The organism is Brevundimonas sp. M1A4_2e (genome assembly GCF_053345555.1).
In genome coordinates, this window is the sequence record NZ_JBKFAI010000002.1 from 138,865 (window position 1) to 161,812 (window position 22,948).

At 68.5% G+C, this 22,948-nt stretch carries 24 protein-coding genes and 1 pseudogene; 13 read left to right on the forward strand and 12 right to left on the reverse strand.

Annotation, left to right across the window (positions count from 1 at the left end):
• Nucleotides 1-7 precede the first annotated feature (7 nt).
• From ACLBV5_RS05250 to ACLBV5_RS05265, 4 genes and pseudogenes are all read right to left on the reverse strand, one after another.
• Nucleotides 8-571, reverse strand: coding sequence for a methylated-DNA--[protein]-cysteine S-methyltransferase (locus ACLBV5_RS05250; protein WP_447605028.1), 564 nt, complete (start codon nt 569-571; stop codon nt 8-10).
• Nucleotides 552-1,658 carry a bifunctional transcriptional activator/DNA repair enzyme AdaA gene (locus ACLBV5_RS05255; RefSeq protein WP_447605029.1) on the reverse strand — a complete coding sequence of 369 codons (1,107 nt, stop codon included), beginning with the start codon at nt 1,656-1,658 and terminating at the stop codon, nt 552-554. Before ACLBV5_RS05255 ends, ACLBV5_RS05250 begins: the two co-directional genes overlap by 20 nt.
• Before the next feature lie 72 nt (nt 1,659-1,730).
• Complete coding sequence (locus ACLBV5_RS05260) at nt 1,731-2,858, reverse strand: hypothetical protein (RefSeq protein ID WP_447605030.1); 1,128 nt, start codon at nt 2,856-2,858, stop codon at nt 1,731-1,733.
• A gap of 19 nt (nt 2,859-2,877) precedes the next feature.
• A pseudogene (locus ACLBV5_RS05265) lies at nt 2,878-3,254 on the reverse strand (PadR family transcriptional regulator).
• Nucleotides 3,255-3,346: 92 nt separating this feature from the next.
• On the opposite strand from ACLBV5_RS05265, the gene ACLBV5_RS05270 reads away from it, so the two are divergent.
• Nucleotides 3,347-5,977: a M14 family metallopeptidase gene (locus ACLBV5_RS05270; protein ID WP_447605031.1), complete on the forward strand. Its 2,631-nt coding sequence runs from the start codon at nt 3,347-3,349 to the stop codon at nt 5,975-5,977.
• Between the two features lie 21 nt (nt 5,978-5,998).
• Here the strand turns inward: ACLBV5_RS05270 and uvrB are convergent, their stop codons facing one another.
• The gene (gene uvrB / locus ACLBV5_RS05275) at nt 5,999-8,326 is read right to left on the reverse strand and encodes an excinuclease ABC subunit UvrB (RefSeq protein ID WP_447605032.1); all 2,328 of its coding nucleotides are present in this window, start codon (nt 8,324-8,326) and stop codon (nt 5,999-6,001) included.
• Nucleotides 8,327-8,455: 129 nt separating this feature from the next.
• Here uvrB and ACLBV5_RS05280 point away from each other — a divergent pair, with 129 nt between their 5' ends.
• The 4 genes from ACLBV5_RS05280 (at nt 8,456) to ACLBV5_RS05295 (ending at nt 12,521) form a co-directional block, all read left to right on the forward strand.
• Nucleotides 8,456-9,592 (forward strand): beta-ketoacyl-ACP synthase III, encoded by a 1,137-nt coding sequence (locus ACLBV5_RS05280; protein WP_025978612.1) that lies wholly within the window; start codon nt 8,456-8,458, stop codon nt 9,590-9,592.
• The gene (locus ACLBV5_RS05285) at nt 9,532-10,272 is read left to right on the forward strand and encodes an iron-containing redox enzyme family protein (RefSeq protein WP_392354892.1); all 741 of its coding nucleotides are present in this window, start codon (nt 9,532-9,534) and stop codon (nt 10,270-10,272) included. The genes ACLBV5_RS05280 and ACLBV5_RS05285 overlap by 61 nt, the downstream gene beginning before the upstream one ends.
• Nucleotides 10,269-11,198, forward strand: a complete 930-nt coding sequence (locus tag ACLBV5_RS05290) for a DUF6999 family protein (RefSeq protein ID WP_447605033.1) — start codon at nt 10,269-10,271, stop codon at nt 11,196-11,198. Before ACLBV5_RS05285 ends, ACLBV5_RS05290 begins: the two co-directional genes overlap by 4 nt.
• A gap of 102 nt (nt 11,199-11,300) precedes the next feature.
• The gene (locus ACLBV5_RS05295; RefSeq protein ID WP_312446898.1) at nt 11,301-12,521 is read left to right on the forward strand and encodes a dicarboxylate/amino acid:cation symporter; all 1,221 of its coding nucleotides are present in this window, start codon (nt 11,301-11,303) and stop codon (nt 12,519-12,521) included.
• A gap of 6 nt (nt 12,522-12,527) precedes the next feature.
• Here ACLBV5_RS05295 and ACLBV5_RS05300 read toward each other — a convergent pair whose 3' ends face one another.
• Nucleotides 12,528-12,746 (reverse strand): hypothetical protein, encoded by a 219-nt coding sequence (locus ACLBV5_RS05300; protein ID WP_278070378.1) that lies wholly within the window; start codon nt 12,744-12,746, stop codon nt 12,528-12,530.
• A gap of 197 nt (nt 12,747-12,943) precedes the next feature.
• Between ACLBV5_RS05300 and ACLBV5_RS05305 the strand changes: the two genes are divergently transcribed.
• Entirely contained in the window at nt 12,944-13,270 is a 327-nt protein-coding gene (locus ACLBV5_RS05305) for a hypothetical protein (RefSeq protein ID WP_025978607.1), read from the forward strand.
• 101 nt (nt 13,271-13,371) lie between these two features.
• Here ACLBV5_RS05305 and ACLBV5_RS05310 read toward each other — a convergent pair whose 3' ends face one another.
• From ACLBV5_RS05310 to ACLBV5_RS05335, 6 genes are all read right to left on the reverse strand, one after another.
• Nucleotides 13,372-13,662, reverse strand: a complete 291-nt coding sequence (locus ACLBV5_RS05310; RefSeq protein ID WP_025978606.1) for a GNAT family N-acetyltransferase — start codon at nt 13,660-13,662, stop codon at nt 13,372-13,374.
• Nucleotides 13,663-13,688: 26 nt separating this feature from the next.
• Nucleotides 13,689-14,063 (reverse strand): membrane protein, encoded by a 375-nt coding sequence (locus tag ACLBV5_RS05315; RefSeq protein ID WP_025978605.1) that lies wholly within the window; start codon nt 14,061-14,063, stop codon nt 13,689-13,691.
• 13 nt (nt 14,064-14,076) lie between these two features.
• Nucleotides 14,077-14,451 (reverse strand): serine/threonine protein kinase, encoded by a 375-nt coding sequence (locus ACLBV5_RS05320; protein WP_447605034.1) that lies wholly within the window; start codon nt 14,449-14,451, stop codon nt 14,077-14,079.
• Between the two features lie 57 nt (nt 14,452-14,508).
• Nucleotides 14,509-14,898 (reverse strand): dihydroneopterin aldolase, encoded by a 390-nt coding sequence (locus tag ACLBV5_RS05325; protein ID WP_447605035.1) that lies wholly within the window; start codon nt 14,896-14,898, stop codon nt 14,509-14,511.
• Complete coding sequence (locus ACLBV5_RS05330) at nt 14,895-15,431, reverse strand: 6-pyruvoyl trahydropterin synthase family protein (protein WP_253119931.1); 537 nt, start codon at nt 15,429-15,431, stop codon at nt 14,895-14,897. Before ACLBV5_RS05330 ends, ACLBV5_RS05325 begins: the two co-directional genes overlap by 4 nt.
• Before the next feature lie 90 nt (nt 15,432-15,521).
• A complete protein-coding gene (locus ACLBV5_RS05335; protein ID WP_447605036.1) occupies nt 15,522-16,271 on the reverse strand; it encodes an SDR family oxidoreductase in 750 nt (249 codons plus the stop codon).
• Between the two features lie 193 nt (nt 16,272-16,464).
• Here ACLBV5_RS05335 and ACLBV5_RS05340 point away from each other — a divergent pair, with 193 nt between their 5' ends.
• From ACLBV5_RS05340 to ACLBV5_RS05370, 7 genes are all read left to right on the forward strand, one after another.
• Nucleotides 16,465-16,938 carry an NUDIX domain-containing protein gene (locus ACLBV5_RS05340; protein WP_447605037.1) on the forward strand — a complete coding sequence of 158 codons (474 nt, stop codon included), beginning with the start codon at nt 16,465-16,467 and terminating at the stop codon, nt 16,936-16,938.
• A gap of 8 nt (nt 16,939-16,946) precedes the next feature.
• Nucleotides 16,947-17,393, forward strand: a complete 447-nt coding sequence (locus ACLBV5_RS05345; protein ID WP_447605038.1) for a DMT family transporter — start codon at nt 16,947-16,949, stop codon at nt 17,391-17,393.
• Between the two features lie 16 nt (nt 17,394-17,409).
• Nucleotides 17,410-19,308: an excinuclease ABC subunit UvrC gene (uvrC, locus tag ACLBV5_RS05350; protein WP_447605039.1), complete on the forward strand. Its 1,899-nt coding sequence runs from the start codon at nt 17,410-17,412 to the stop codon at nt 19,306-19,308.
• A 168-nt stretch (nt 19,309-19,476) separates the two neighbouring features.
• Complete coding sequence (locus ACLBV5_RS05355; protein ID WP_447605219.1) at nt 19,477-19,977, forward strand: carbonic anhydrase; 501 nt, start codon at nt 19,477-19,479, stop codon at nt 19,975-19,977.
• A gap of 79 nt (nt 19,978-20,056) precedes the next feature.
• Nucleotides 20,057-20,683, forward strand: a complete 627-nt coding sequence (gene pgsA / locus ACLBV5_RS05360; protein WP_025978596.1) for a CDP-diacylglycerol--glycerol-3-phosphate 3-phosphatidyltransferase — start codon at nt 20,057-20,059, stop codon at nt 20,681-20,683.
• Between the two features lie 167 nt (nt 20,684-20,850).
• On the forward strand, nt 20,851-21,930 hold the full coding sequence (gene nadA / locus ACLBV5_RS05365) for a quinolinate synthase NadA (protein ID WP_447605040.1): 1,080 nt from the start codon (nt 20,851-20,853) through the stop codon (nt 21,928-21,930).
• A gap of 160 nt (nt 21,931-22,090) precedes the next feature.
• Nucleotides 22,091-22,945: a metalloprotease gene (locus ACLBV5_RS05370; RefSeq protein WP_025978594.1), complete on the forward strand. Its 855-nt coding sequence runs from the start codon at nt 22,091-22,093 to the stop codon at nt 22,943-22,945.
• The last annotated feature ends 3 nt before the right edge of the window (nt 22,946-22,948 follow it).

Here is a 22,948-nt window from a genome sequence, read left to right on the forward strand (position 1 = left end):
GGCGCTGTCAGTCCAGCGCAAACGCCCCCTGTCCCGTTCCATCATCAGGGCCAAGCTGCGACGCTTCGTGCGCCAGCAGCCAGCGCTTGCGCTCCAGCCCGCCCGCGTAACCGGTCAGGGTTCCCTTGGCGCCGACGACGCGGTGGCAGGGCACGATGACGCCGATCGGATTGGCTCCGTTGGCCAGCCCCACGGCGCGCACCGCCGCGGGCCTGCCGATGGCCTGCGCCAGTTGGCCGTAGCTCCAGGTCCGTCCCGCCGGAATGGTGCGCAGCGCCGCCCAGACCGCGCGCTGGAAGTCGGTGCCGCCGGTCTTCACGGCGAGGCTGTCCAGCGCCGTCAGGTCGCCGTCGAAATAGGCGGCGACGGCGTCCCGCACCGCCTCAGGCGCGCGGCCGGGCGTCAGCTGAACCTCGCCGTAGTGGCGGGCCAGCAGCGTCATCATCCGCGCCTCATAGTCGGTGAAGTCGAAGGCGCGCACAGCCCCCTCCGCGTCCGTGACCAGCAGCACCTCGCCCATCGGCGTGGCGATGCGGTCCAGGGTGAAGACTTCAGGCTGCGTCTTTTTCATCGTCGCTCTCCATGATCGCCGCGCCGTCTACGCCTGCCTCGCGCAGGTGCAGCGCGCCATAGGCCCGCCAGGGCCGCCATCGCTCGGCCCGCGCCGCCAGCCTGTGATCTTCAAGCCGGTCGCTGGCCATGTCGCCCTCATCGTCGATCCAGGCGCCCGGCAGGCGCAGGCCGGGCCGCGCCTGGACCAAGGGCGCCAGAACAGGGTCGAGCGACAGGTCGCGCCGTATGGCCTCGGGGTCGGCCGACAGGTCGAACAGCCGCCGCACCCGCGCCAGCACGCCTGGCAGGGCCTTGAGGTCGTCCAGCGCCGCCGTGACCGCCAGGCGGTTCCCGTCCTCGAACCGGGCCGAGACCTCCCCCGTCGCCCCGTCCGTCGCGGGCGTCAGGACGCGGCGCCAGAGGCGCTCCTCGACCGTCTCGCCCCTCGCCTTCAGGGCCGCCAGCATGGCCTCGACCTCATAGGGCGGGCGATAGGGCAGGCTCAGCCGCACGCCCCCATCCCAAGGCCGCTCGGCCCGCGCCCGCAGCGCCGACGGGGGCCGCCCATACAGGGCCTGAAACGTCTCGTTGAAGCGGCGCACGCTGCCGAAGCCGGACGCCATAGCGACTTCGGCCATGGGCAGGTCGGTCTGGTGGATCAGGGCCTTGGCCAGCAGGACGCGGCGGGTCTGGGCCACGCTGACCGGGGCGGCGCCCAGGTGCTGGCGGAACAGGCGGCGCAGGTGTCGCTCGCCTACCCCCAGCCGCGCGGCCAGGGCGTCGACGTCGCCCTCATCTAGCGCCCCCGCCTCGATCAGGTTCAGCGCCCGGCTGACAGTGTTGGACGTCCCCCGCCACGCGCCCATATCGGGCGCGGTTTCCGGCCGACAGCGCAGGCAGGCGCGGAAGCCCGCCTCCTCGGCCGCCGCCGCGCTGATGACGAAGCGCATGTTCTCACGCTTGGGCGTCCGCGCCGGACAGACCGGACGGCAATAGATTCCGGTAGACTTCACGCAGGTGAAGAAACGCCCGTCGAAGCGCGGGTCGCGCGTCAGGACCGCCCGATAGCAGGCTTTCTGATCCAGCGTGTCGCGGGCGTTGTCCATGCCCGCACCTTGCGCCTGAGATCAGGGCCTGTCTCGCGGTTTTCGGACATGACGGCGCCGCAGCTCGGCAGATCACACCTCGCGCGTCGTCGCGAGCCGCCAGACATAGGTCGCGATGTTGACGACGAAACTGATCGCCATCACCGCGAACACCCAGGTCAGCACCGTACCCAGCGTCAGGGCCGTCCCCTCCAGATCGCGGCCCGCATCGTTCACCGCGCGCAGGGCGTCCAGGCTGATGTTCGTCGCCCCGCCCTCGACGCGGGCGCTCGCCGCGCCCTGGGTCAGGGTGAGCCACCAGCCCGCATCAAACAGTCGCCACAGCACCCAGAGCGCCGCGCCCGCCAGCGGGATCTTCAGCAGCAAGGTCAACCGCCCCTCGCGCCCGCGAATCAGGCTGACCGCGTCCACCGCCATGCCGCCGACGGCCAGGGCCAGGATGGGGCCGTAGAGGGCCGCCCACACCGGCGCCGCCTCGATCCCGACCGCGCCGCTTCTCAAGGAGAACTCGCCCAGGCCCGGAAAGCGGATCACGCCGATCCACCACATCACGAAGACGCCCCCGACGATCAGCGAGGCCAGCGCCTCCAGCCCTGGCTTGTCGTTCGCCGTCACGCCCCAGATGCGGGCGCCCTTCGGCAACCACTCCGCCTTGGCCTTCTCAGAGCCCGACAGCGAGGCGCCCCACTTCGCCGGATCGGCCAGGCCGAAGGCCGACAGGTCGCGCACCCGCCATTTCGTCAGCCAGGTCGGCTTGATGTCATAATGCTCCAGGATCGCGCCGGCCAGGGTCAGCGCTCCCAGCAGGGTCAGCCCCCCGGAGAAAAAGCCGTGGAAGGCCTGGCTGATCGCGCGTCCGAAATCAGCCGGAGCGCCCAGTACGCTGACCAACAGCCCCAGCGCCTGAACGGCCGCAATGACGATCAGCCCCGCCTTGGCGCCGAACAGCCAATAGGGAAACAGTTCCGGCCCGATCAGGCTGTCCGGACCCTTGCGATAGCGGGCGGCGACGATCAGCGGATGGCCGATCTCGTGCAGGATCGCCTCCTTCTCCTCGTCGCTCAGGGCCCGGCCCAGCTCCTCTTCGCGGGCCTCGACGCGGCTCAGGATCAGGTCGCGCAGCTCGGCGACGATGTCCTCGCGGTCCTCGGTCGGCAGCTGCGCCGCCACGGCCTCCAAATAGCGTTCGATGATGTCCATCGCGCCCTCTCCCGTCCCTTCAGAGAATTCGTTCCAGCGAGGCGTTGATGCCGCGCCATTCCTCGGTCAGGGCGGCCAGCATGGCCTCGCCCCCCGGCGACAGGACATAGAAGCGCTTCTTTCGCTTCTCCTCCTCGCGCCATTCGCTGGTCAGCAGCCCTTGTCCCTCCAGCCGCCGCAGCAGGGGGTAGAGGGTGGATTCCTCCATCTCCAGCCCATCCGCCGCCAGCGCCTGACGCAGGGTGTAGCCGTAGCGTTCGGTCCGCAGGCAGGCGAGCACCGCCAGGACCAGCGTCCCGCGCCGCAGCTCCAGCCGCATCGTCTCGAACAGTTCCCGATCCACGCCGTCGCCTCACCTGTCGCCACATAGTGTGTGACACACAGTGTATGCGACATACTGTGCGCCATAGTCAATACAGGATGTCCAGCCGCTTCCTTCACGCGACCCGCAAGGCTAAGTTGGCCGCTCCGTAGGGGGAGTATTCTGAATGTCGTATCGTCGCCGCGTCGCCTGTTCCTTGCTGGCGCTCAGCCTGGCCCTGGGCACCGCGCCTGCACTGGCGCAACAGACGCCGCCCGCGCTTCAGGCCGTCGTCGGCCATGACAGCGGCGAGCGCATCACCCGCTCGGCTGATGTGCGCCGCTATTTCGAGGCGCTGCGGACCGCCAATCCCGACCGCATGGTCATGGGCGACTACGCCCGGTCGTGGGAGGACCGCCCCCTGTTCTGGGCCGCCGTCGGCTCGCCGCGCAACATCGCCCGGCTGGATGCGATCAAGGCCGCGACCAACGCCCTGGCCGACCCGCGCAAGACCTCGCCCGAGCAGGCCCGCGCCCTGATCAACGACACACCGGCCATCGTCTGGATGGCCTATTCGGTCCACGGCAATGAGATCAGCCCCGCCGACGCCGCTCTGGCCGCCGCGCGCCGCCTGACCGACAGCCTCGACGCCGAGGCGCAGGGCTGGCTGGAGAACGTCGTGGTCGTCTTCGTCCCGACCCAGAACCCTGACGGGCGCGAGCGCTTCATCAACAGCTTCGAGGCGGGCCTGGGCGCCCAGCCCAACGGCGATCCTCTGTCGGCCGAGCGGGCCGAGCCCTGGCCGTCGGGCCGCTTCAACCACAATCTGTTCGACCTGAACCGCGACTGGTTCATCCAGTCCCAGCCGGAGACGCAGGGCCACTCGGCCCTGATCCGCGAATGGCGTCCGCAGGTGGTGGTCGATTCCCACGAGATGGGCACGGATTCCAGCTTCTTCTTCCCGCCCGAGGCCCAGCCGCTGAACCCGTGGATCTATCCGCCGATCCTGGACGCGCGCGAGCGGTTCGGCCGCAACACCGCCGGGCGCTTCGATCAGGCGGGGCTCGACTATTTCACCCGCGAGACCTTCGACGCCTTCTACCCCGGCTACGGCGACGGCTGGCCCGCCTATTTCGGCGCCGTCTCCATGACCTATGAGCAGGGCTCGTCGCGCGGATTGCTCGCGCGGCGCTCGTCGGGCGAGATGCTGACCTACGCCGATACGGTCAAGGGTCACCTGACCGCCACCCTGTCGACCATCGAGACCGCCGCCCGCGACCGCGAGAAGCTGCTCAGCGACTTCTACGCCTTCCATCGCGACGGGATTTCAGGCGGACGCGGGGCCTATGTCCTGTCGCGCTCCGCCGCCGCCGATCCGGCCGCCGCCGACAAGCTGGCGGGCCTGCTGGTCCGCTCGGGGCTGGAGGTCGGACGCGCGACCGCATCCTTCTCCGCCTGCGGCCAGACCTATCAGGCGGGCGATTACATCGTGAACCTGTCCCAGCCGCAGCGCCGCATGGCCGAGACCCTGCTGGCCAAGGACGTGCCGCTGGACCCGAAATTCCTGGCCGAGCAGGAGGCCCGCCGCGCGCGCGGTCTGGGCGATGAGATCTATGACCTGACCGGCTGGTCGCTGCCCCTGCTGTTCAATGTGCCGAGCCAGCGCTGCACCGGCGCCCCGTCGGTCCAGACGGCCGCCGTCGGCCCTGAACTGATCCGTCCCGCCGCCGTGGCCTCCGGCGACGCGACCTACGGTTACGCCATCCATCCGGGCACGGCGGGGATGCGTTTCCTGACGGCCGCCCTGACCGACAAGCTGCCGGTCCGCTCGGTCGAGGAGCCCTTCACCCTGGACGGCCGGGCCTATCCGGGCGGGACCTTTATCGTGCCGCGCGCCGGCTCGCCTGCCGACCTGGACGAGCGCGTCCGCCGCCTGGCCGCCGGCAGCGGCGCCCAGGTGACGCCCCTGGCGACATCGTGGGTCTCCAGCGGTCCCAACGTCGGCTCGGACAAGGCGACGCTCATCGCCGCCCCGCGCGTGGCCATGGCCTGGGACGACCCGACCGAGCCGGAATCGGCCGGATCCATCCGCCATGTGCTGGAGCGCGAATACGGCTGGCCCGTCACGGCCGTGCGCACCCGCCGCCTGGCGAACGCCGACCTGTCCCTCTACCAGGTGCTGATCCTGCCCTCGGGCGGCGACTATAAGCAGATCCTCGGCGAGAGCGGCGTCGCCAACCTGCGCGCCTGGGTCCAGGCGGGCGGCGTCCTGATCGGCGTCGGCTCGGCCAGCCGCCTGCTGACCGATCCCGACTCCAAGCTGCTGGACAGCCGCCGCGAGAGCGCCGTCTCCGGCGAGGGCGACAAGGACAAAAAGGACGGCGGCAGCGAGATCGCCACCGACGCCGAATACCTGGCCCTGACCGGCCACCACGGCGGCGCGCCCGATCCTGTCGCCGGGGTCCTGGCCAGCGCCGTGGTCGACAACGAACACTGGCTGGGCGCGGGCGTCGCCCCGACCCTCAGCGTCATGGTGCGCGGCTCGGACATCTACACCCCGCTGGCCCGCGACCAGGGGACCAACGTCGTGCGTCTGGCCGGACCGGATCAGGTGCTGGCGTCCGGGCAGCTGTGGGCCGAGAACCGCCGCCAGCTGGCCTACAAGCCCGTCGCCATGGCGTCCGAAGTCGGGCGCGGCCAGGTCGTCGCCTTCACCCAGGACGTGACGATGCGCGCCTTCCTGGAAGGGCTGAAGCCGCTGTTCCTCAACGCCGTCTTCCGCGGCCCGGCCCACACTTCCGGGACCAAGGGGAACTGAAGCGGATGAAGGGGAGGGGCCTCAGCGCCCCTTCCTGAACGCCTCGGCCTTTTCGGCCGCCGCTTCCCTGCGCCAGCGTTTGGGGGCGGACTTGTCGACCTCCTCGCCCGCGCCGGTGAGGGCTTCGTTGGCGAATTCGAGGTCGAGGAGCTTCATCTTCTTGATCTCGTCGCGCAGGCGGGCGGCTTCCTCGAACTCGAGGTTGGCGGCGGCTTCGCGCATCCGGCCTTCCAGATCCTTGAGCGCGGCCTGGAAGTTGGAGCCGATGAAGGGCTTGGCTTCCTCGGCGACGCCGGGGCGGGTCAGGCGGTCCAGGTCGCGCGACTCATAGGGGCTGTCGAGGATCTCCTTGATGTCGCGCTTGACCGTCTCGGGCGTGATGCCGTGTTCGAGGTTGTAGGCCTGCTGCTTCTCGCGGCGGCGGTCGGTCTCGGCGATGGCGCGCTCCATCGAGCCGGTCATGCGGTCGGCGTAGAGGATGACGCGGCCGTCGACGTTGCGCGCGGCCCGGCCGATGGTCTGGATCAGGGAGGTCTCGGAGCGCAGGAAGCCCTCCTTGTCCGCGTCGAGGATGGCGACCAGGCCGCATTCGGGGATGTCGAGGCCCTCGCGCAGCAGGTTGATGCCGATCAGGCAGTCGAACGAGCCCAGGCGCAGGTCGCGCAGGATCTCGATGCGCTCCAGGGTGTCGACGTCGGAGTGCATGTAGCGGACGCGTACCCCCTGTTCGTGCATGTATTCGGTCAGGTCCTCGGCCATCTTCTTGGTCAGGGTGGTGACCAGGGAACGGTAGCCCGCGCGGCTGGTGGCCTTCACCTCGTCGATGACGTCGTCGACCTGGTTGCGGGTCGCGCCGGAGACGGGGCGGATCTCGACCGGGGGGTCGATCAGGCCGGTTGGGCGGATGACCTGTTCGACGAAGACGCCGCCGGTCTTGTCCAGCTCCCAGGCGCCGGGGGTGGCCGAGACGAAGACGGTCTGGGGCCGCATGGCGTCCCATTCCTCGAACTTCAGCGGCCGGTTGTCGATGGCCGACGGCAGGCGGAAGCCGTACTCGGCCAAGGTCGACTTGCGGCGGTAGTCGCCGCGATACATGGCGCCGATCTGGCCCACGGTGACGTGGCTCTCGTCGACGAACAGCAGGGCGTTGTCGGGGATGTATTCGAAGAAGGTCGGCGGCGGCTCGCCCGGCGCGCGGCCGGTCAGCCAGCGGCTGTAGTTCTCGATGCCGGCGCAGGAGCCGGTGGCCTCCATCATCTCCAGGTCGAAGCGGGTGCGCTGTTCGAGGCGCTGGGCCTCCAGCAGCTTGCCGTTCTCGACCATCCAGTCGAGCGTCTCCTTCAACTCGGCCTTGATGCCGGTAATCGCCTGATTGAGCGTCGGGCGCGGGGTGACGTAGTGGCTGGCGGCGTAGACGGTGACTTCGTCCAGCGCATTGGTCTTCTTGCCGGTCAGGGGGTCGAACTCGTCGATGGCCTCGATCTCGTCGCCGAACAGGCTGATGCGCCAGGCGCGGTCTTCCAGGTGGACGGGGAAGATTTCGAGGGTGTCGCCGCGCTTGCGGAACATGCCGCGCTCGAAATGCAGGTCGTTGCGCTTGTACTGCAGGGCGATGAGGTCGGCGCGCAGCTTGGCCTCGTCGATCTGGTCGCCGACCTTCAGGTTGAAGGTCATGGCGGTGTAGGTCTCGACCGAGCCGATGCCGTAGATGCAGCTGACCGAGGCGACGACGATGACGTCGTCCCGCTCCAGGATCGCGCGGGTGGCGGCGTGGCGCATCCGGTCGATCTGCTCGTTAATCGACGAGTCCTTCTCGATGTAGGTGTCGGTGCGCGGGACGTAGGCCTCGGGCTGATAGTAGTCGTAGTAGCTGACGAAATACTCGACCGCATTGTCCGGGAAGAAGGCCTTGAACTCGGAGTAGAGCTGGGCCGCCAGCGTCTTGTTGTGGGCCAGGATCAGGGCCGGGCGCTGGGTCTGTTCGATCACCTTGGCCATGGTGAAGGTCTTGCCCGAGCCGGTGACGCCCAGCAGCACCTGTTCGCGTTCCTCGTCGTTCGCCTGGGCGACCAGTTCGGCGATGGCGGAGGGCTGGTCCCCCGCGGGCTGGTATTTCGTTTCCAGCCGAAACGGGATGCGCTTCTTGTTGGTCGGCCGGTCGGGGCGGTGAGGGACCCAGTCGGCGGGCGCGGCGGGCGCTTCCTCGGGCGTCAGGCGCGGACCGCTCACCGGCGCGAACATCGGCGTACGACCGTGATCGAAGGCGACGGGCGCCTCGCTGAGACCGGGATTGGGCGTGTGCACGGGCTTGGTCAGCTTCGGGGACGGTGTCGCGGGAGAACGGGCCATGAACATCAAGGTAATGCCTGCGCCTGCGCGACGCTAGGGCGAGCGGAACGGCGATTTCGATAAAGGGCGGCGTCTGAAACGGCGATTTCCCGGTTGTGCGATTGGGGCCGTATCGCCAAGGTCCGCGCCATGAGTGAGCTTCGCGACGTCTTCATCACCGGGACCGGCGCCGTCCTGCCCGGCGAGCGGATCGGCAACGATCGGATGGAGGATTTCATCGGCCGGATCGGCGGGCGGCCGTCCGCTGTCGGGCGCCGCGCCCTGCGCTGGAACGGGATCGAAGGGCGGCACTACGCCCTGAACGAAGACGGGGCGCCGTTGCACTCCAACGCCTCCATGTGCGCCGAGGCGGTGCGGGCGGCGCTGGACGCAGCGGGGCTGAGCCTGGGCGACCTGCAGCATCTGGGCGCGGCGGCGACGCAGGGGGACTATCTGGTGCCCGGCCACGCCAGCGCCGTTCAGGCCGAACTGGGCGCGGGGCCGCTGGAGGCGTTCAGCTATCAGTCGGTCTGCGCCAGCGCCCTGATGGCGGCCAAGGGGGCGTGGCTGAGCGTGCGCGCGGGCGAGGCGGATGTCGCCGCCGCGTGTGCGGGCGAGTTTTCCTCGCGCTGGTTCCGGCCCGCCTTCTATGAGGGCACGGCGCTGGTGGACGAGAAGGGGCGGGCGCGGATCGAGGCGGACTTCCTGCGCTTCACCCTGTCGGACGGGGCCGGCGCCGTGGTGATGGAGCCGAGGCCGAAGCCCGACGGCCTGAGCCTGAAGGTCGAATGGATCGACATGACCTCGCTGGCGGGTCGGTTCGATCCCTGCATGTGGGCCGGATCGACGCCGGAAGCGCGCGCCGACATGACCAGCGCCTGGAGCCATGCGGGACCGGCGGCGGCCCATGCGGCGGGGGCGGTGGCCCTGTTGCAGGACTTCGAGCTGCTGAAGATCGTCATCCGCGCCTGGATCGGCGTCTGGCTGGAGAAGGTGGACGCCGGGCGGATCGTCCCGGATCAGGTCGACCACCTGTTGTGCCATTACTCCGCGCGGTCGCTGCGTCAGGAGATTGTCGGCCTGCTGGAAAGCACGGCGGCGATGATCCCGGAGGAGAAGTGGTTCACGACGTTGGCCGACAGCGGCAATGTCGGCTCGGCCTCGATCTGGGTCATGCTGGACGCCTTCCTGAAGTCGGGACGCGGAAAGCGCGGAGACAGGGTGTTGTGCATCGTGCCCGAGAGCGGGCGGGCGATGATCGGCTTCATGATGCTGGAGATTGTGTGATGGCGGAACGCGAAGCCGAGGCGGCGGTGGCCGATACTCTGAGGAAGCTGGCGGTTGTCTTCGCCGATTTCGAGCAGCGGCTGGAGGCCACGCCCCTGATCCGCAAGCTGACGCGCGGGCGGTTCGAGGTCGCCGACTACCACGCCTTCCTGATCAACCTGCGCCAGCAGGTGAAGGACGGGGCGCTGTGGATGAGCCGGGCGGCGTCGAACATCGGCGAGGATCATCTGGAGCTGCGCTCGACCCTGATGCGCCATGCGGTGACGGAGCATCGCGATTTCCGCCTGCTGGAGGCCGACTTCACAGCCTCGGGCGGGGCGCTGGAGGATATTCAGTCGGCGCCGAAGAATGTGGGGTCCGAGGCCCTGTCGGCGTGGATGTTCCATGAGGCGTCCAAGCCCGATCCCTTCGGCCTGCTGGGCGCCATGTTCATCATCGAGGGGCTGGGCTCGATCAAGGCGCGGCCGTGGGGCCTGAAGGTGCAGGAGCGGCTGGCCCTGCCCGACGAGGCGGTGCGCTTCCTGCTGTATCACGGCGACAACGACGCCGAGCACATGAAGGAGTTCGAGGAGATGCTGGGCATGGTCCTGCCCGATCCCTTCATCGCCGAACGCATCGTCACGACGGCCAGGGTGACGGCCCGCCTCTACGCCCTGCAGATCGAGGAGATCGCGGCGTGAGATACTACAAGCCGGGGGAGGATCCGTTCGACCCGGCGCGGTTCGATCCCAAGGATCCCGACCCGTGGATGGCGCTGTATCTGGACCACAGCCTGCCGATCGACGACGGGGCCAAGCGCGACCTGCTGCTGGGGGCGCGGTCGCGCTCGCGGCGCTGGCTGTTCCCGGTGGCGCGGCCGCTGGTGTTGCTTTTCTTCTGCCTGGTGAAGGTGCTGCGGGTCATTTCGCCGAAATACCCGAACCTGAACGGCCTGCTGCACAAAACCATCCACTGGGGCCTGCGGACCTTCGCCACGCCCGAGGCCAACCGGGTGATCCTGCGCCACTTCCACGTCGGGTCCGAGCTGACCGCCTTCGTGCGCGAAAACGCGGGCGTAGGCGACAAGGTGACGAAGTGGCCGCTGACGCCGACGCGGCTGAAGGACATCGAGCCGGACCTGTTCCTTCAGCACGATCTGAACATCTTCAACTTCGTCATCGAGCTGAACGCCGCCCTGCGCGCCGAGGGACGAGAGCTGACGCCGCCCGAACGCATCGACTTCTCCATGATCTCGGACGAGTTTCCGCCCTTCGAGGAGTTTCCGCGCAAATGGCATAACTTCGTCGACGTGCAGACGGCGGTGGAGTTCTACACCCCGATCTACGCCCTGATGCTGCCGCGCGACGACTTCGTGCGGGCGTCCAGTTCGCTGCAACTGGATGAAGTGATCGCCATCTACATCGCCCGCATCCTGGGCACGAGCTACCACATGGCCTTCGTCAAGAACGGCCACCCGCTGGTGGCGCTGTCGACGCTGCAGGCGGGCTATCGGCTGATGATGCACGGGCTGGATTCAGAGGCCATGCACGGCTGGCTGCGGGTGATGAAGGCGCGTCAGGCGGCGGGCCTGCCGCTGGACCCGGCCAATTCAGGCACGCCGCATTAAGGCAGGAGGCGGTCGCCGATTTCCGCTGGCGCACGGCGCGGCGGCTGCTAGCGTGGCCGGATGAAATCGGCGCGTTCCTTTCTGACCTCTCTCAGCACGCTTGTGTTGCTGTCGCTTGTGCTGGGCCTGGTCGCCGGGGCGGCGGCGCAGCGCTGGGGCCTGCCGGGCGGGCATGTGACGGCCGACCTCATCCAGGCGCTGGGCCAGCTGTGGCTCAATGCGCTGAGGATGACGATCATCCCGCTGGTGTTCAGCCTGCTGGTGACGGGCATCGCGTCCATCGCCGATGCGGCGCGGACCGGGCGGCTGGCGCTGAAGGCGGTGGCCTGGTTCGGGGGGCTGATCGTCTTTGCGACCATGTACGCCGTCGCGGCGGCCTATGGGCTGCACGCCGTGTGGCCGATCGACCCGGAAGGCGCGCGCCTGCTGCTGGCCATCAAGCCGGAAGGCGCCGAAGGCCTCGGCGCGGGCGCGCCGTTCAGCGAGTTTCTGAAGACCATCGCCCCGTCCAACCCGATCCGCGCGGCGGCCGAGGACGCCATCCTGGGCATGGTGGTGTTCGCCGTCTTCTTCGGCTTTGCGGCCTCGGGACTGCCCGAGCGGCTGCGCGCGCCTCTGATCACCTTCTTCGAGGCGGTGGGCGAGACGATGATCGTCATCGTCCGCTGGGTGCTGAGCGTCGCGCCGCTGGGCGTCTTCGCCCTGTCGATCGGGGTGGGGCTCACGGCGGGCGCCAGCGCGGCGGGGGTGCTGCTGCACTATGTGGCGCTGATCTCCATCGCCTGCATCGGCATCGGCCTGATCTTCTATCCGCTGGCGGTCATCTTCGGCCGGGTGTCGCTGGGCCGGTTCGCGCGGGCGGCGGCGCCGGCGCAGGTGGTGGCCTTCTCGACCCAGTCGTCGCTGGCCAGCCTGCCGGTCATGGTCGAGCGGGCGGTCGACGAGCTGGGCGTCAAGCGGGCGACGGCGGGCCTGGTCCTGCCGCTGGCGGTGGCGGTGTTCCGCATCACCAGCCCGGTCGCCAATCTGGGGGTCGCCATCTACTGCGCCCACCTGTTCGGGCTGGAGCCCTCGGCGGGCCAGCTGTTCGCGGCCATGCTGACGGCGGTGCTGATCTCGATCGGCACCGTGGGCCTGCCCGGCCAGGCCAGCTTCTTCGCCTCCATCGCCCCCATCTGCATCGCCATGGGCGTGCCGCTGGAGCTGCTGCCGCTGCTGTTGGCGGTCGAGGTCGTGCCCGATATCTTCCGCACCCTCGGCAACGTCACCGCCGACTTGGCCGTGGTCCGCATTGTTCAGGGCGGTGAGGCGGCGTCGGACTGAAGGCCTCTAGTCTTCCATCGCCTCAAACATGGCCTCGGCCTCATCGAAGGTGTCGTAGTCGAGGCGTTCGGGCGGGCGCACGATGACGAAGCGGGTCAGGACGGGGGCGGCGGGCTCGGGACGCCGGTCCCACTGCCAGAAGGTGCGGTCGAGCCGGCTTTGCAGAAGGGTCCACTCGCCTGCTTCTCCCTGAGGCGGCTTCGGCGGCGGAACGGTCTGTCTCATCAGCGTCTCCCTGTGCGGCGACAGCAAAGCGCGGCTGGACCACAGTGTCAAAGAGCGTAACACAAGCGGAACCGTTGGCGGCGGTCGTGATTGATGCGGCCTTGGCGCAACATGCGGCGCCGTCCTTGCAGCTTGGCTGCAGATGGGATGCGACCCTAAGGCGAAAATGAGGCATGCTGTCGCCAGGAGAATATGCGATGACCAAGTCCAGCAATGAATCCGACGCCCGCGCCGCCCTGCGCGTGGTCTCCTCGCCGGAAGCCGAGGTCTATGACCTGATGCGCGCGCCCGAAACCACCGCCGAACGGGTCAAGCGCCTGCAGGCCGAAGCCCGCGCCCTCGCCCTTGAACAGGTCGAGGCGCTCGAAGCCGCCCTGTGCAAGGCCGCCGACATGGCCAAGGAGATCGCCGACGGCGGCGACGCCTATCCGGTCGGCGCCCGCGAACTGGCCGCCCGCCTGGTTGCGGACCTGCCTTCCAAGGCCGAGACGATGAAGGCCATCGTCGCCAAGAGTCATCCTTGATCTAAGGGCGCTACCGCTCGCCGCGCGGCGGCTCGCTGCTTGAGCGCGCGAAGCGCCAGGCTGCGTCGGGTCGAGAAGGCGGGGCCTTCTGACGCAGCCCACTAAGAACCGAGTACGTCTTCGTACTCGGGATGGCGTTTCAGCCAGGCGACGGCGTAGCTGCAGTGGGGGATCAGGGTCAGCTTTTCGGCGCGGGCGTGTTCGGCCAGGGCCTGCATGAAGCGGCCGGCGGCGCCCGTGCCGCGCAGGGCCGGGTGGGCCTCGACGTGCAGGATGATGCGGGCATGACCGCGCACGGCGTATTCGGCCCAGACGGGATGCTCGGTCCCGTCAGAGTCGGCGAATGTCTGCTGGAAGCGGTGGTCGGCGGCGTGGTCTTTGAAGGCGGACACGAAAGGCTCCTCCTGAAGGGGTCAGATCAGGCCGGCCGATCGTTCAACAGGGCCAGCAGACCCAGAACGCTTTTCACCGTGAACCAGATCGACACCAGCAGCAAAAGAAGTCCGAACAGCAGAAGGAACGGAATGCCGATCAGGAAGGCCGAAGCCACGGCGCTGACGGCCACTAGCACCCACAGGATGGCGCTGATCCAGAACACCGACCAGAACAGCTTGATCTGCGCCTCGACATGCTGGGCCGCCAGACCCGTGGCCGAGCCGCGCGTGATGTAGGCCACCACCAGACCGACCAGCACCAGCACGTTCGCGCTGGGAATCGACAGGATGTAAAGGATCCACGCCACGATGGCGCCGTCGCGGCCCGCAATGGGGGCGGCCGGGTTCTGCTCGCTCATTAAGGCGGTCCTTTCAGTAGAAGAGGCGGCGGGGCTCAGCGATAGGGCGTCCGTTCAGCAGGTCCTTCAGCCCCAGAGCGCCGCGCACGATGGTCCACACGGCCATGATGAACAGGACGAAGACGCCGACGTTGACCAGGATCAACACCGCGCCGGCGATGATGGCGCAGACGGCGGCGAAAAGGGTGCGCTGCTGAAAGATGAAATGGCTGCGCAGAATCGGATCGACCGGCGCGGAACGGCGCCAGACCCGCAGCAGCCCGACCGCCGCCGCCACGCCGAAGGTCGGCGCCGCCAGCAGGATCAGCGCATAGCCGACATAGAGCCCGGACAGGTCAGCCGAAACCTCGCCGCCGCTGTTGCTGGTGTAATCGCCGGACTGGACCATCGGAACCTCTTGTCAGAGCGAGATGATGGCGGGACGGAGGGCCCCGCGCAACCAGCCTCAGCGCGAATAGGCGACTTCGCAGGCGGCGGCCGCGGCGTCGGGAATGGCGCCTGGCTTTTCGACCCGCACGATGACGCCCAGCACGCGGGGATCGGCCAGGCAGGCGACCGCCGTGCGTTCGGCGAAGGTTTCGATCAGGGCGATGTGCGGTCCGGACGCCAGTTCGCGCACGATGCGGGCGACGCCGTCGTAGTCCAGGGTGTCGGCCAACCGCTCGACCGGGGCGTCGCCCAGGTCCAGCTCGACCTCCACGACCAGAGGCTGGAGCCGTCCATGCTCGTGGTCATAGAAGCCGATGGAGGCTTCGACCTTCAGCGCCCGCACCATGACCTTCAGGCCCAGGCGGCGCGGCTCGGCGGAGGGCAGGGGGGTGACGACGGCGCTCAAGACCAGGTCTCCGGCGGCAGAAGATCATTGATGCTGAAATCGGCCCGGTCGCACCAGGCGCCCATCGCCCAGGTCCGCTCCGCCTCAGTCAGGCCTCGCGTCAGGACGGTGTTGGTCGGCGTTTCCTCGATGGCCAGCTCGGCCAGGCGGAACGGCAGGCCCTCGGCTTGCAGGATGGCTTCCAGCTTGCGCCACAGGGCGATGACCAGGGCCTCGGTCGTCGGGTCGCCGTCGACCGTCAGCACCTGGTTGAGCCTGTGCGGTTCATGCTGCTGGAACCAGCCGAGCAAGGGGTCGGCGCGGTTCAGCTGGAACGCGTGGTCCAGGCTGCGGTCGACGAAGCCGTGCCAGCGCGCCTTCAGCCGCTCGAACGAGGCCGCATAGTTGGCGCCGCCGAAATCGATCTCGGCCGTCGGCTCCAGCGTCACGGTCACGAACTCGTTGTGCCCATGCGGTACGGCGCACTTCGACCCCGCATCGGCGATCAGCCGGTGCGCCATCGAGAAGCGGCGAGTGAAACGGACAGCGGGCATGAAGGTCTCAGGATGAACGGCGGCAGCTAAAGCACCAACCTATCGGCAAATAAAGGTCATGTGGCGGCGAACGACGCCGCCGCTGACGGCTCAGGCGAACTCCAGGTCGCGGTCGCGGCGGGTCAGGGACGCCCCGGCGTCGACCACCAGATTCTGTCCGGTCAGGCTGCGCGCGGTCAGGATGAAGGTCAGGGCGGCGGCCAGATCCTCGACCTGGACGGGCCGTTTCAGCGGCGTGGCCTCGGCCCCGGCCTGATAGTCGGCCTCGGGCCACCCGGCCGAGGGCAGGGTCAGGCCCGGCGCAATGCCGCAGACCCGGATGCGCGGCGCCAGGGCCAGCGCCAGGGCGCCGGTCATGTGGGCGATGCCCACGCGGCTGACGGTATAGGAGAAGAAGTCGGGGTTCGGCGCCGTGACCTTATAGTCCAGCATATTGACCACCACGCCTTCGTCCGTCTCGGGCAGGCGCGCGGCGAAGTCGCGGATCAGGGCCAGCGGCGCCAGGACGTTGACCTCGTGATGAAGGCGCAGATCCGCCTCTTGAAAGGTCTTCAGCTGGTCATAGACGAACAGGGAGGCGTTGTTGACCAGCACCCGCAGCGGCCCGAAGGCGAAGGCCTGATCCATCAGGGCGGCGCGCGCGCCGGGGTCCGTCAGCTCGGCGTGAACGGCGACCGCGCGCTGTCCAATGGCCTCGATGGCCTGAACGACGTCATGCGCCCCGTCCGCGTCGGAACGATAGTGGACGACGACGTCATAGCCCGCCTGAGCGGCCGCCTTGGCCAGCACCGCCCCGATCCGGCCCGAGGCGGCGGTGACCAGCGCTGCGCCTCTCGACAAGGGCGGCGAAGGGGCGTCAGCGCGCCCGGACTCAGTCAACCCGGCCGAACTCGTAATAGTTGACGGCGGCGATGGCGGCGATGAAAACGAAGATGGTGGCGATGGCCAGCATGGTGCAGCTCCTGATTTTGTCCCCGAATAGGGGCAAGCGCGCCCCTGTTCAAGCCGCCCGACCGCAGCCTATCGTGCGCGCATGGCGAACTGGCGCACGCGCATCGAACCCTTCACCCGGCCTTTGTTCTTCGCCTGGTCGCGTATGAGCCGGGGCATGACGCTGGGCGTGCGCGGCGCGGCGGTCGACGCGGAGGGCCGGGTGCTGCTGGTCAAGCACACCTATCTGGAGGGCTGGTGGCTGCCGGGCGGCGGGGTGGACAAGGGCGAGACGACGCAGGCCGCCGTCATCCGCGAACTGCGCGAAGAGGCCGGGCTGATCGTCAGGGGCGAGCCGCGCCTGCTGTCGGTCCACTCCAATGAACGCTTCTTTCCGGGGGACCATGTGCTGGTCTTCCGCATCGACGCCTTCGACCTGACCGAGCGGACCAGCCACGGCGAGATCGCCGAGATCGGCTGGTTCCATCCCCACGCCCTGCCCGACGACGCCACCCGCGCCACTCGCGCCCGCCTGGCCGAGATCTTCGGCGGCGCCGCGCCCGACCCGAACTGGTGAGACAGCCTATGCAGCTTCCCGTCCTCGCCCTGCTGGCCATGGTGCTAGGCGGCGCCGCCACCGCGCTGCAGGGGCCGACCAATGCGCGACTGGCCAGCGCGGTCGGGTCGCCAGTCAATGCGGCCTTCGTCTCCTTCTTCGTCGGTACGGTGGCGCTGGGGCTGCTGGCGATGGCGTTGCAGACGCGGCCGGACGCGCAGGCGATGAAGGCTCTGCCCGCCTGGGCCTGGATGGGCGGGCTGTACGGCTGCGTCTTCGTGGTGGCCGCCGCCTGGGGCGTGCCCAAGATCGGCGTGGCGCTGACCATCACCCTGATGGTGGCGGGCCAGCTGGCGCTGAGCCTGATCCTCGACCACTTCGGCGTCATGGGCGTGCCCCAGCAGCCGCTCAGCCTGACCCGCATCGCCGGGGTGGCGCTGGTGATCGGCGGGGTGCTTCTGGTCCGGCGCGGCTGAGCCTATATCCCGGCTGATGACCGATCCGACGCCCGATACTCCGGAAACGCCCAACTCGCAGGCGAACGCCCTTCCGCTTCAGGCCGCCGAGCTGATCGCGGACGAGGCCCGGCGCGCGCCCGACAAGCCCGGCGTCTATCGCATGTACGGCGAGGACGGCGCCTGCCTCTATGTCGGCAAGGCCAAGTCGCTGAAGAAGCGGGTGGTCCAGTATGCGCAAGGCCGGTTTCATACCCAGCGCATCGGCCTGATGGTGTCGCTGACCCGCTCGATGGAGCTGGTGGTCACGGCGTCCGAGACCGAGGCCCTGCTGCTCGAATCCAACTTCATCAAGAAGCTGAAGCCGCGCTTCAACGTCGTGCTGCGCGACGACAAGTCCTTCGCCGAGCTGATGATCCGGCGCGACCACCGCGCGCCCCAGGTCCGCAAGCACCGCGGCGCCCATACGATACCTGGCGACTATTTCGGCCCCTTCGCCTCGACCTGGGCGGTGAACCATACGCTGAACACCCTGCAGAAGGCCTTCCTGCTGCGGTCCTGTTCGGACAGCGTCTATGAGACCCGCACCCGCCCCTGCATGCTGCACCAGATCAAGCGGTGCTCGGCGCCCTGCACCGGCCTGATCTCGCTTGAGGATTACGGCGATCTGGTCACTGAGGCCGAACAGTTCCTGCGCGGCAAGTCGCGCGCCGTCATCGGCCGTCTGTCGCAGGAGATGCAGGCGGCCTCGGACGACCTGGACTTCGAGACCGCCGCCCGCGTGCGCGACCGGATCCGCGCCTTGTCGGCCATTGCGATGGAGAGCAGCATCAACGCCGACGGCGTGGCCGAGGCTGACGTCTTCGCCCTGCACGCCGAGGGCGGCCAGGCCTGCGTTCAGGTCTTCTTCTATCGCGCGGGCCAGAACTGGGGCGGGCGCGCCTATTTCCCGCGGGTGGACAAGAGCGACAGCGACCCGGAAATCCTCGCCGCCTTCCTGGGCCAGTTCTATGAGGACAAGCCGATTCCGCGCCTGATCCTGTCCAACGTCCGCCCGCACGAGCTGGAGTTGCTCGAGGAGGCCTTCAGCATGAAGGCCGAGCGCCGGGTCGAGATCGCCCGCCCGTTGCGCGGCGGCAAGGCCAGTCTGGTCGACCACGCCCTGACCAACGCTCGCGAGGCGCTGGGCCGCAAGCTGGCCGAGAACTCGGCCCAGTCGAAGATTCTGGACGAGGTGTGCGAGGCCTTCGGCCTGGACGCCCGGCCCGAGCGGATCGAGGTCTACGACAACGCTCACATCCAGGGGACCAACGCCGTCGGCGGCATGATCGTCGCGGGGCCGGACGGCTTCCGCAAGAATCAGTACCGCAAGTTCAACATCCGGGGCGAAGACCTGACGCCCGGCGACGACTACGGCATGATGCGCGAGGTCATGCGCCGCCGCTTCGGACGGCTGGTGAAGGACGAGGAAGCCGGCGAGGCGGTCGAGCGCCCCGACCTGCTGCTGATCGACGGCGGGGCGGGCCAACTGGCCGAGGTGCTGGCCGTCATGGCCGATCTGGGCGTCGACGACATCGCTGTGGTCGGCGTGGCCAAGGGACCGGACCGCGACGCAGGCCTGGAGAAGTTCTTCATGCCCGGCAAGGCGCCCTTCATGCTGCCGCTAAAAAGCCCGGCCCTCTACTACCTGCAACGCCTGCGCGACGAGGCGCACCGCTTCGCCAACGGCGCCCACGCCAAGCGCCGCTCGATGGACATCAAGAAGAATCCGCTGGACGAGATCGAGGGCGTCGGACCGGGACGCAAGAAGGCTTTGCTGCACGCCTTCGGCTCGGCCAAGGGGGTCAGCCGCGCCTCTGTCGCCGACCTGGCCAAGGTGGACGGGGTCAGCCACGCTCTGGCCGAACGCATCCACGGCTTCTTTCACAAGTCGTGAGAGACGACGATTCCGGGTTGAGCGACCGAGCGTCGCGGGTTTAGGAACGATCTCATGATCTCCGAGCTGACCAAGGGCTACCATCGCTTCCGCGCGAACCGGTGGCCGTCTGAACACGCTGAATACGAGGCCCTGGCCGCCAACGGCCAGAAGCCGCACACCCTGGTCGTGGCCTGTTCCGACAGCCGCGCCGACCCGGCCCTGATCTTCGACACGGCCCCCGGCGAGCTGTTCGTGGTGCGCAACGTCGCCAACCTGGTCCCGCCCTATGAGCCGGACGGCAAGCTGCACGGCGTCTCGGCGGCGCTGGAGTTCGGCGTCAATGTTCTGAAGGTCCGGCACATCGTCGTCATGGGTCACGCCTCATGCGGCGGGGTGAACGCCATGCTGAACGGCGCCCCCGCCAACTGTCAGGACTTCGTCGCCCCCTGGGTCGAACAGGCCGCCCCCAGCGTGCGGCGCGCGGTCCAGGCCATGCCCGACGAACAGGTCGAATGCGCGGCCGAGGAAGCCGTGGTGCGCCTGTCGCTGGACAACCTGCGCACCTTCCCCTGGATCGCGGAGAAGGAAGCGGCGGGCGAACTGAAGCTCAGCGGCCTGCACTTCGGCATCGCGCTGGGCATTCTGTCCAAGCTGACGGGGCCGGGACGGTTCGAGCGGCTGGACTGACGCCAGCCCCGCGGCTTACCCCGCCCTCGCCTCTGGCCGCGAACCATGGCACACCGGGCGTGTTGCAACGGAAGACGTCATGGCCCCTGCCTACAAAGCCATCCCCAACATCCTGACCGGCCTGCGGCTGGGGGCGGGGATTCTCATGTTCCTGCTGCTGGCGGGGGCGACCAGCGGCTTCCCCTTCGTCTCGGCCTGGCTGAGCCCTGACGACCAGTTCGCCATGTACCGGACGGGGTTCTGGATCTTCGTCATCGCCGCCTCGACAGACTGGATCGACGGCTATCTGGCTCGCCGCTGGAACGCCGAGACGCGCTGGGGCGCCATCCTGGACCCCATCGCCGACAAGATCCTGGTCACCGGCGCCGTGCTGGGCGTGCTGACGAGCGGTTCGGTGCAGCAGATCATCATCCCCTGCGGCTTGATCCTGTTCCGCGAGTTCGCCGTATCGGCCCTGCGCGAAACGATGGCCGGCCGCATCAAGCTGCCGGTCACCCTGGCCGCCAAGTGGAAGACGACGCTGCAGATGGTGGCTCTGGGGTGCCAGCTGTTCGCCCGCAACTGGGACGGTTGGGGCTTGCCGTTCGACTATCTGCCAGCCTTCCAGCTGTTCTCGGACGCCCTGATCTGGCTGGCCGCTATCGTCACCCTGTGGACCGGCTGGCAGTATTTCAGCGCGGCGCAAAAGCAGATGCGCGACCTCTAAGCCGCCCAGTCTCTCCACCTAAGGCAAGCCAAGCTTTCGCCCCGCTCATCAGGCGGCGGCGTCCTTTTCCCTTGCGCCGTGGGCGGAACGGCCTACACTGTTCCTGCTTATGCTAAGTTTGAGCATAAGTCGGGGCCGCGCAGACGGCCGTTGCAGGAGTAGGGATGATGGCGGACGGCGCTTTCGGTCTGTCGAGGGAACTGGCGGAAGAGACCGCTCCGGTGTGGGACAAGGTCAAGGACTTCGTCACCCCGCTGGAATGGCCGCAGCAGGCGCGGCTGATCAGCGAGATCAACCGGCTGAAACGCGAACGCGACGCGGTCATCCTGGCCCACAACTACATGACGCCCGAGATCTTTCACGGGGTGGGCGACTATGTCGGCGACAGCCTGGGGCTGGCCAAAGAGGCCGCGCGCTCGGACGCCAAGGTGATCGTTCAGGCGGGCGTTCACTTCATGGTCGAGACGTCCAAGATCCTGTCGCCGGACAAGACGGTGCTGATCCCCGACCTGCGCGCGGGCTGTTCGCTGGCTTCCTCGATCACGGGGGCGGACGTGCGGCTGATCAAGGAGCGGCACCCGGGCCTGCCGGTCGTCACCTATGTGAACACCACGGCCGACGTGAAGGCCGAGACCGACATCTGCTGCACCAGCGCCAACGCCGTTCAGGTGGTGGAATGGGCGGCGAAGGAATGGGGCGTCGACAGGGTCATCCTGATCCCCGACGAATATCTGGCGCGCAACGTCGCGGCCCAGACGACCGTGGGCATCATCGCCTGGGCGGGCCGCTGCGAGGTGCACGAGCGTTTCACCGCCGACGACATCAAGGAGATGCGCGCCGCCTATCCGGGCGCTGAGATCCTGGCCCACCCGGAATGCCCGGGAGAGGTGCTGGCGGCGTCGGACTTCGCCGGGTCGACGGCGGCGATGATCGACTATGTCGCGGCGCGCAAGCCGAAGCAGGTGGTGATGATCACCGAGTGCTCCATGGCCTCGAACGTCAAGGGCGACGTGCCCGGCGTCGACTTCATCGGCCCGTGCAACCTGTGCCCGCACATGAAGCGCATCACCCTGGAGAACATCCGCGACTGCCTGCGCGACATGAAGTTCGAGGTGACGGTGGCGCCCGAGATGGCCGAGCGCGCCGCCCTGGCGGTGCAGCGGATGATCGACCTGCCGCCGCCGTCGAAGCCCGCACGCTACGATCTGGTCAAGGCGCGGCATCACGTCGAGGTGGAGCTGATCTGATGGCCCTATCCGCAATCCTTCTCTCCTCGGGGGAGAAGGTGGGGCGCGCAGCGCCTCGGATGAGGGGGCTGCCTGATAAATGCTGGACGTCGAAGGGGTGGCGAGCGTCCCCCTTGTCCGTCCGGCTTCGCCGTCCACCTTCTCCCCCGAGGGGAGAAGGATGAGCGTTCAGGGGCCTTGGGGCGCGCGCGACGGGTCGACGCCCCCGCCTGTGCGAACGCCGGAGCGCGAGACTCCGCGCTACAGCGCGCGTCACGACACGCCGCGCGAAGACAAGGGGCAGCACCCGGTCTGGGCGGTGGTCTCCACCCTGTTGATGGCGGGTTTCCTGTGGTTCCTGACCGGCAGTTGGGTCGTGGCGGGGGCGGTCCTGTTCGGCCTGTTCGTGCACGAATACGGCCATGTGCTGGCGATGAACCGCGTCGGCATGGGCCCGGCGCGTATCTACATCATTCCGTTTCTGGGCGGACTGGCGAAGGGCCAGCGCGCGCCGAAGAGCGAATGGCACGGGGTGCTGGTGTCGCTGGCGGGGCCTGCGTTCGGCCTGCTGGCGATGATCCCCTTTGTGGCCGTGGGCGTGACGATGAAGTCGCCGGAATGGCTGATGGGCGCCTTCTTCATCGCCATGATCAATCTGTTGAACCTGCTGCCCGCGCCGCCGCTGGACGGGTCCAAGGCGCTGGGGCCGGTGCTGACGCGGGTGCATCCGCGGCTTGAGCAGGTCGCCCTGCTCGCCGTCGGCGGCCTGGCGGTGTGGTGGGGGCTGTCGACGGGGCGGCTGATCCTCGCCGTCTTCCTGGGGCTGGCGGTGATCGGCCATCTGAAGCGCGGCGTGTGGCGGGCGGCCTGGGGACAGCTGAGCTGGCCCGAGGCGGGACGCAGTCTGGCCCTCTATCTGCTGACGGCGGTTGTCTGCGCGGCGGCGGCGATCGGCGCCCTGCTGCCCCTGACAGGCGGGGCGGTCGAGCCGGCCTTCGAGATGGGGCTGCGTTTCTTCGGGGTGGGAGGCCGCTAGGCC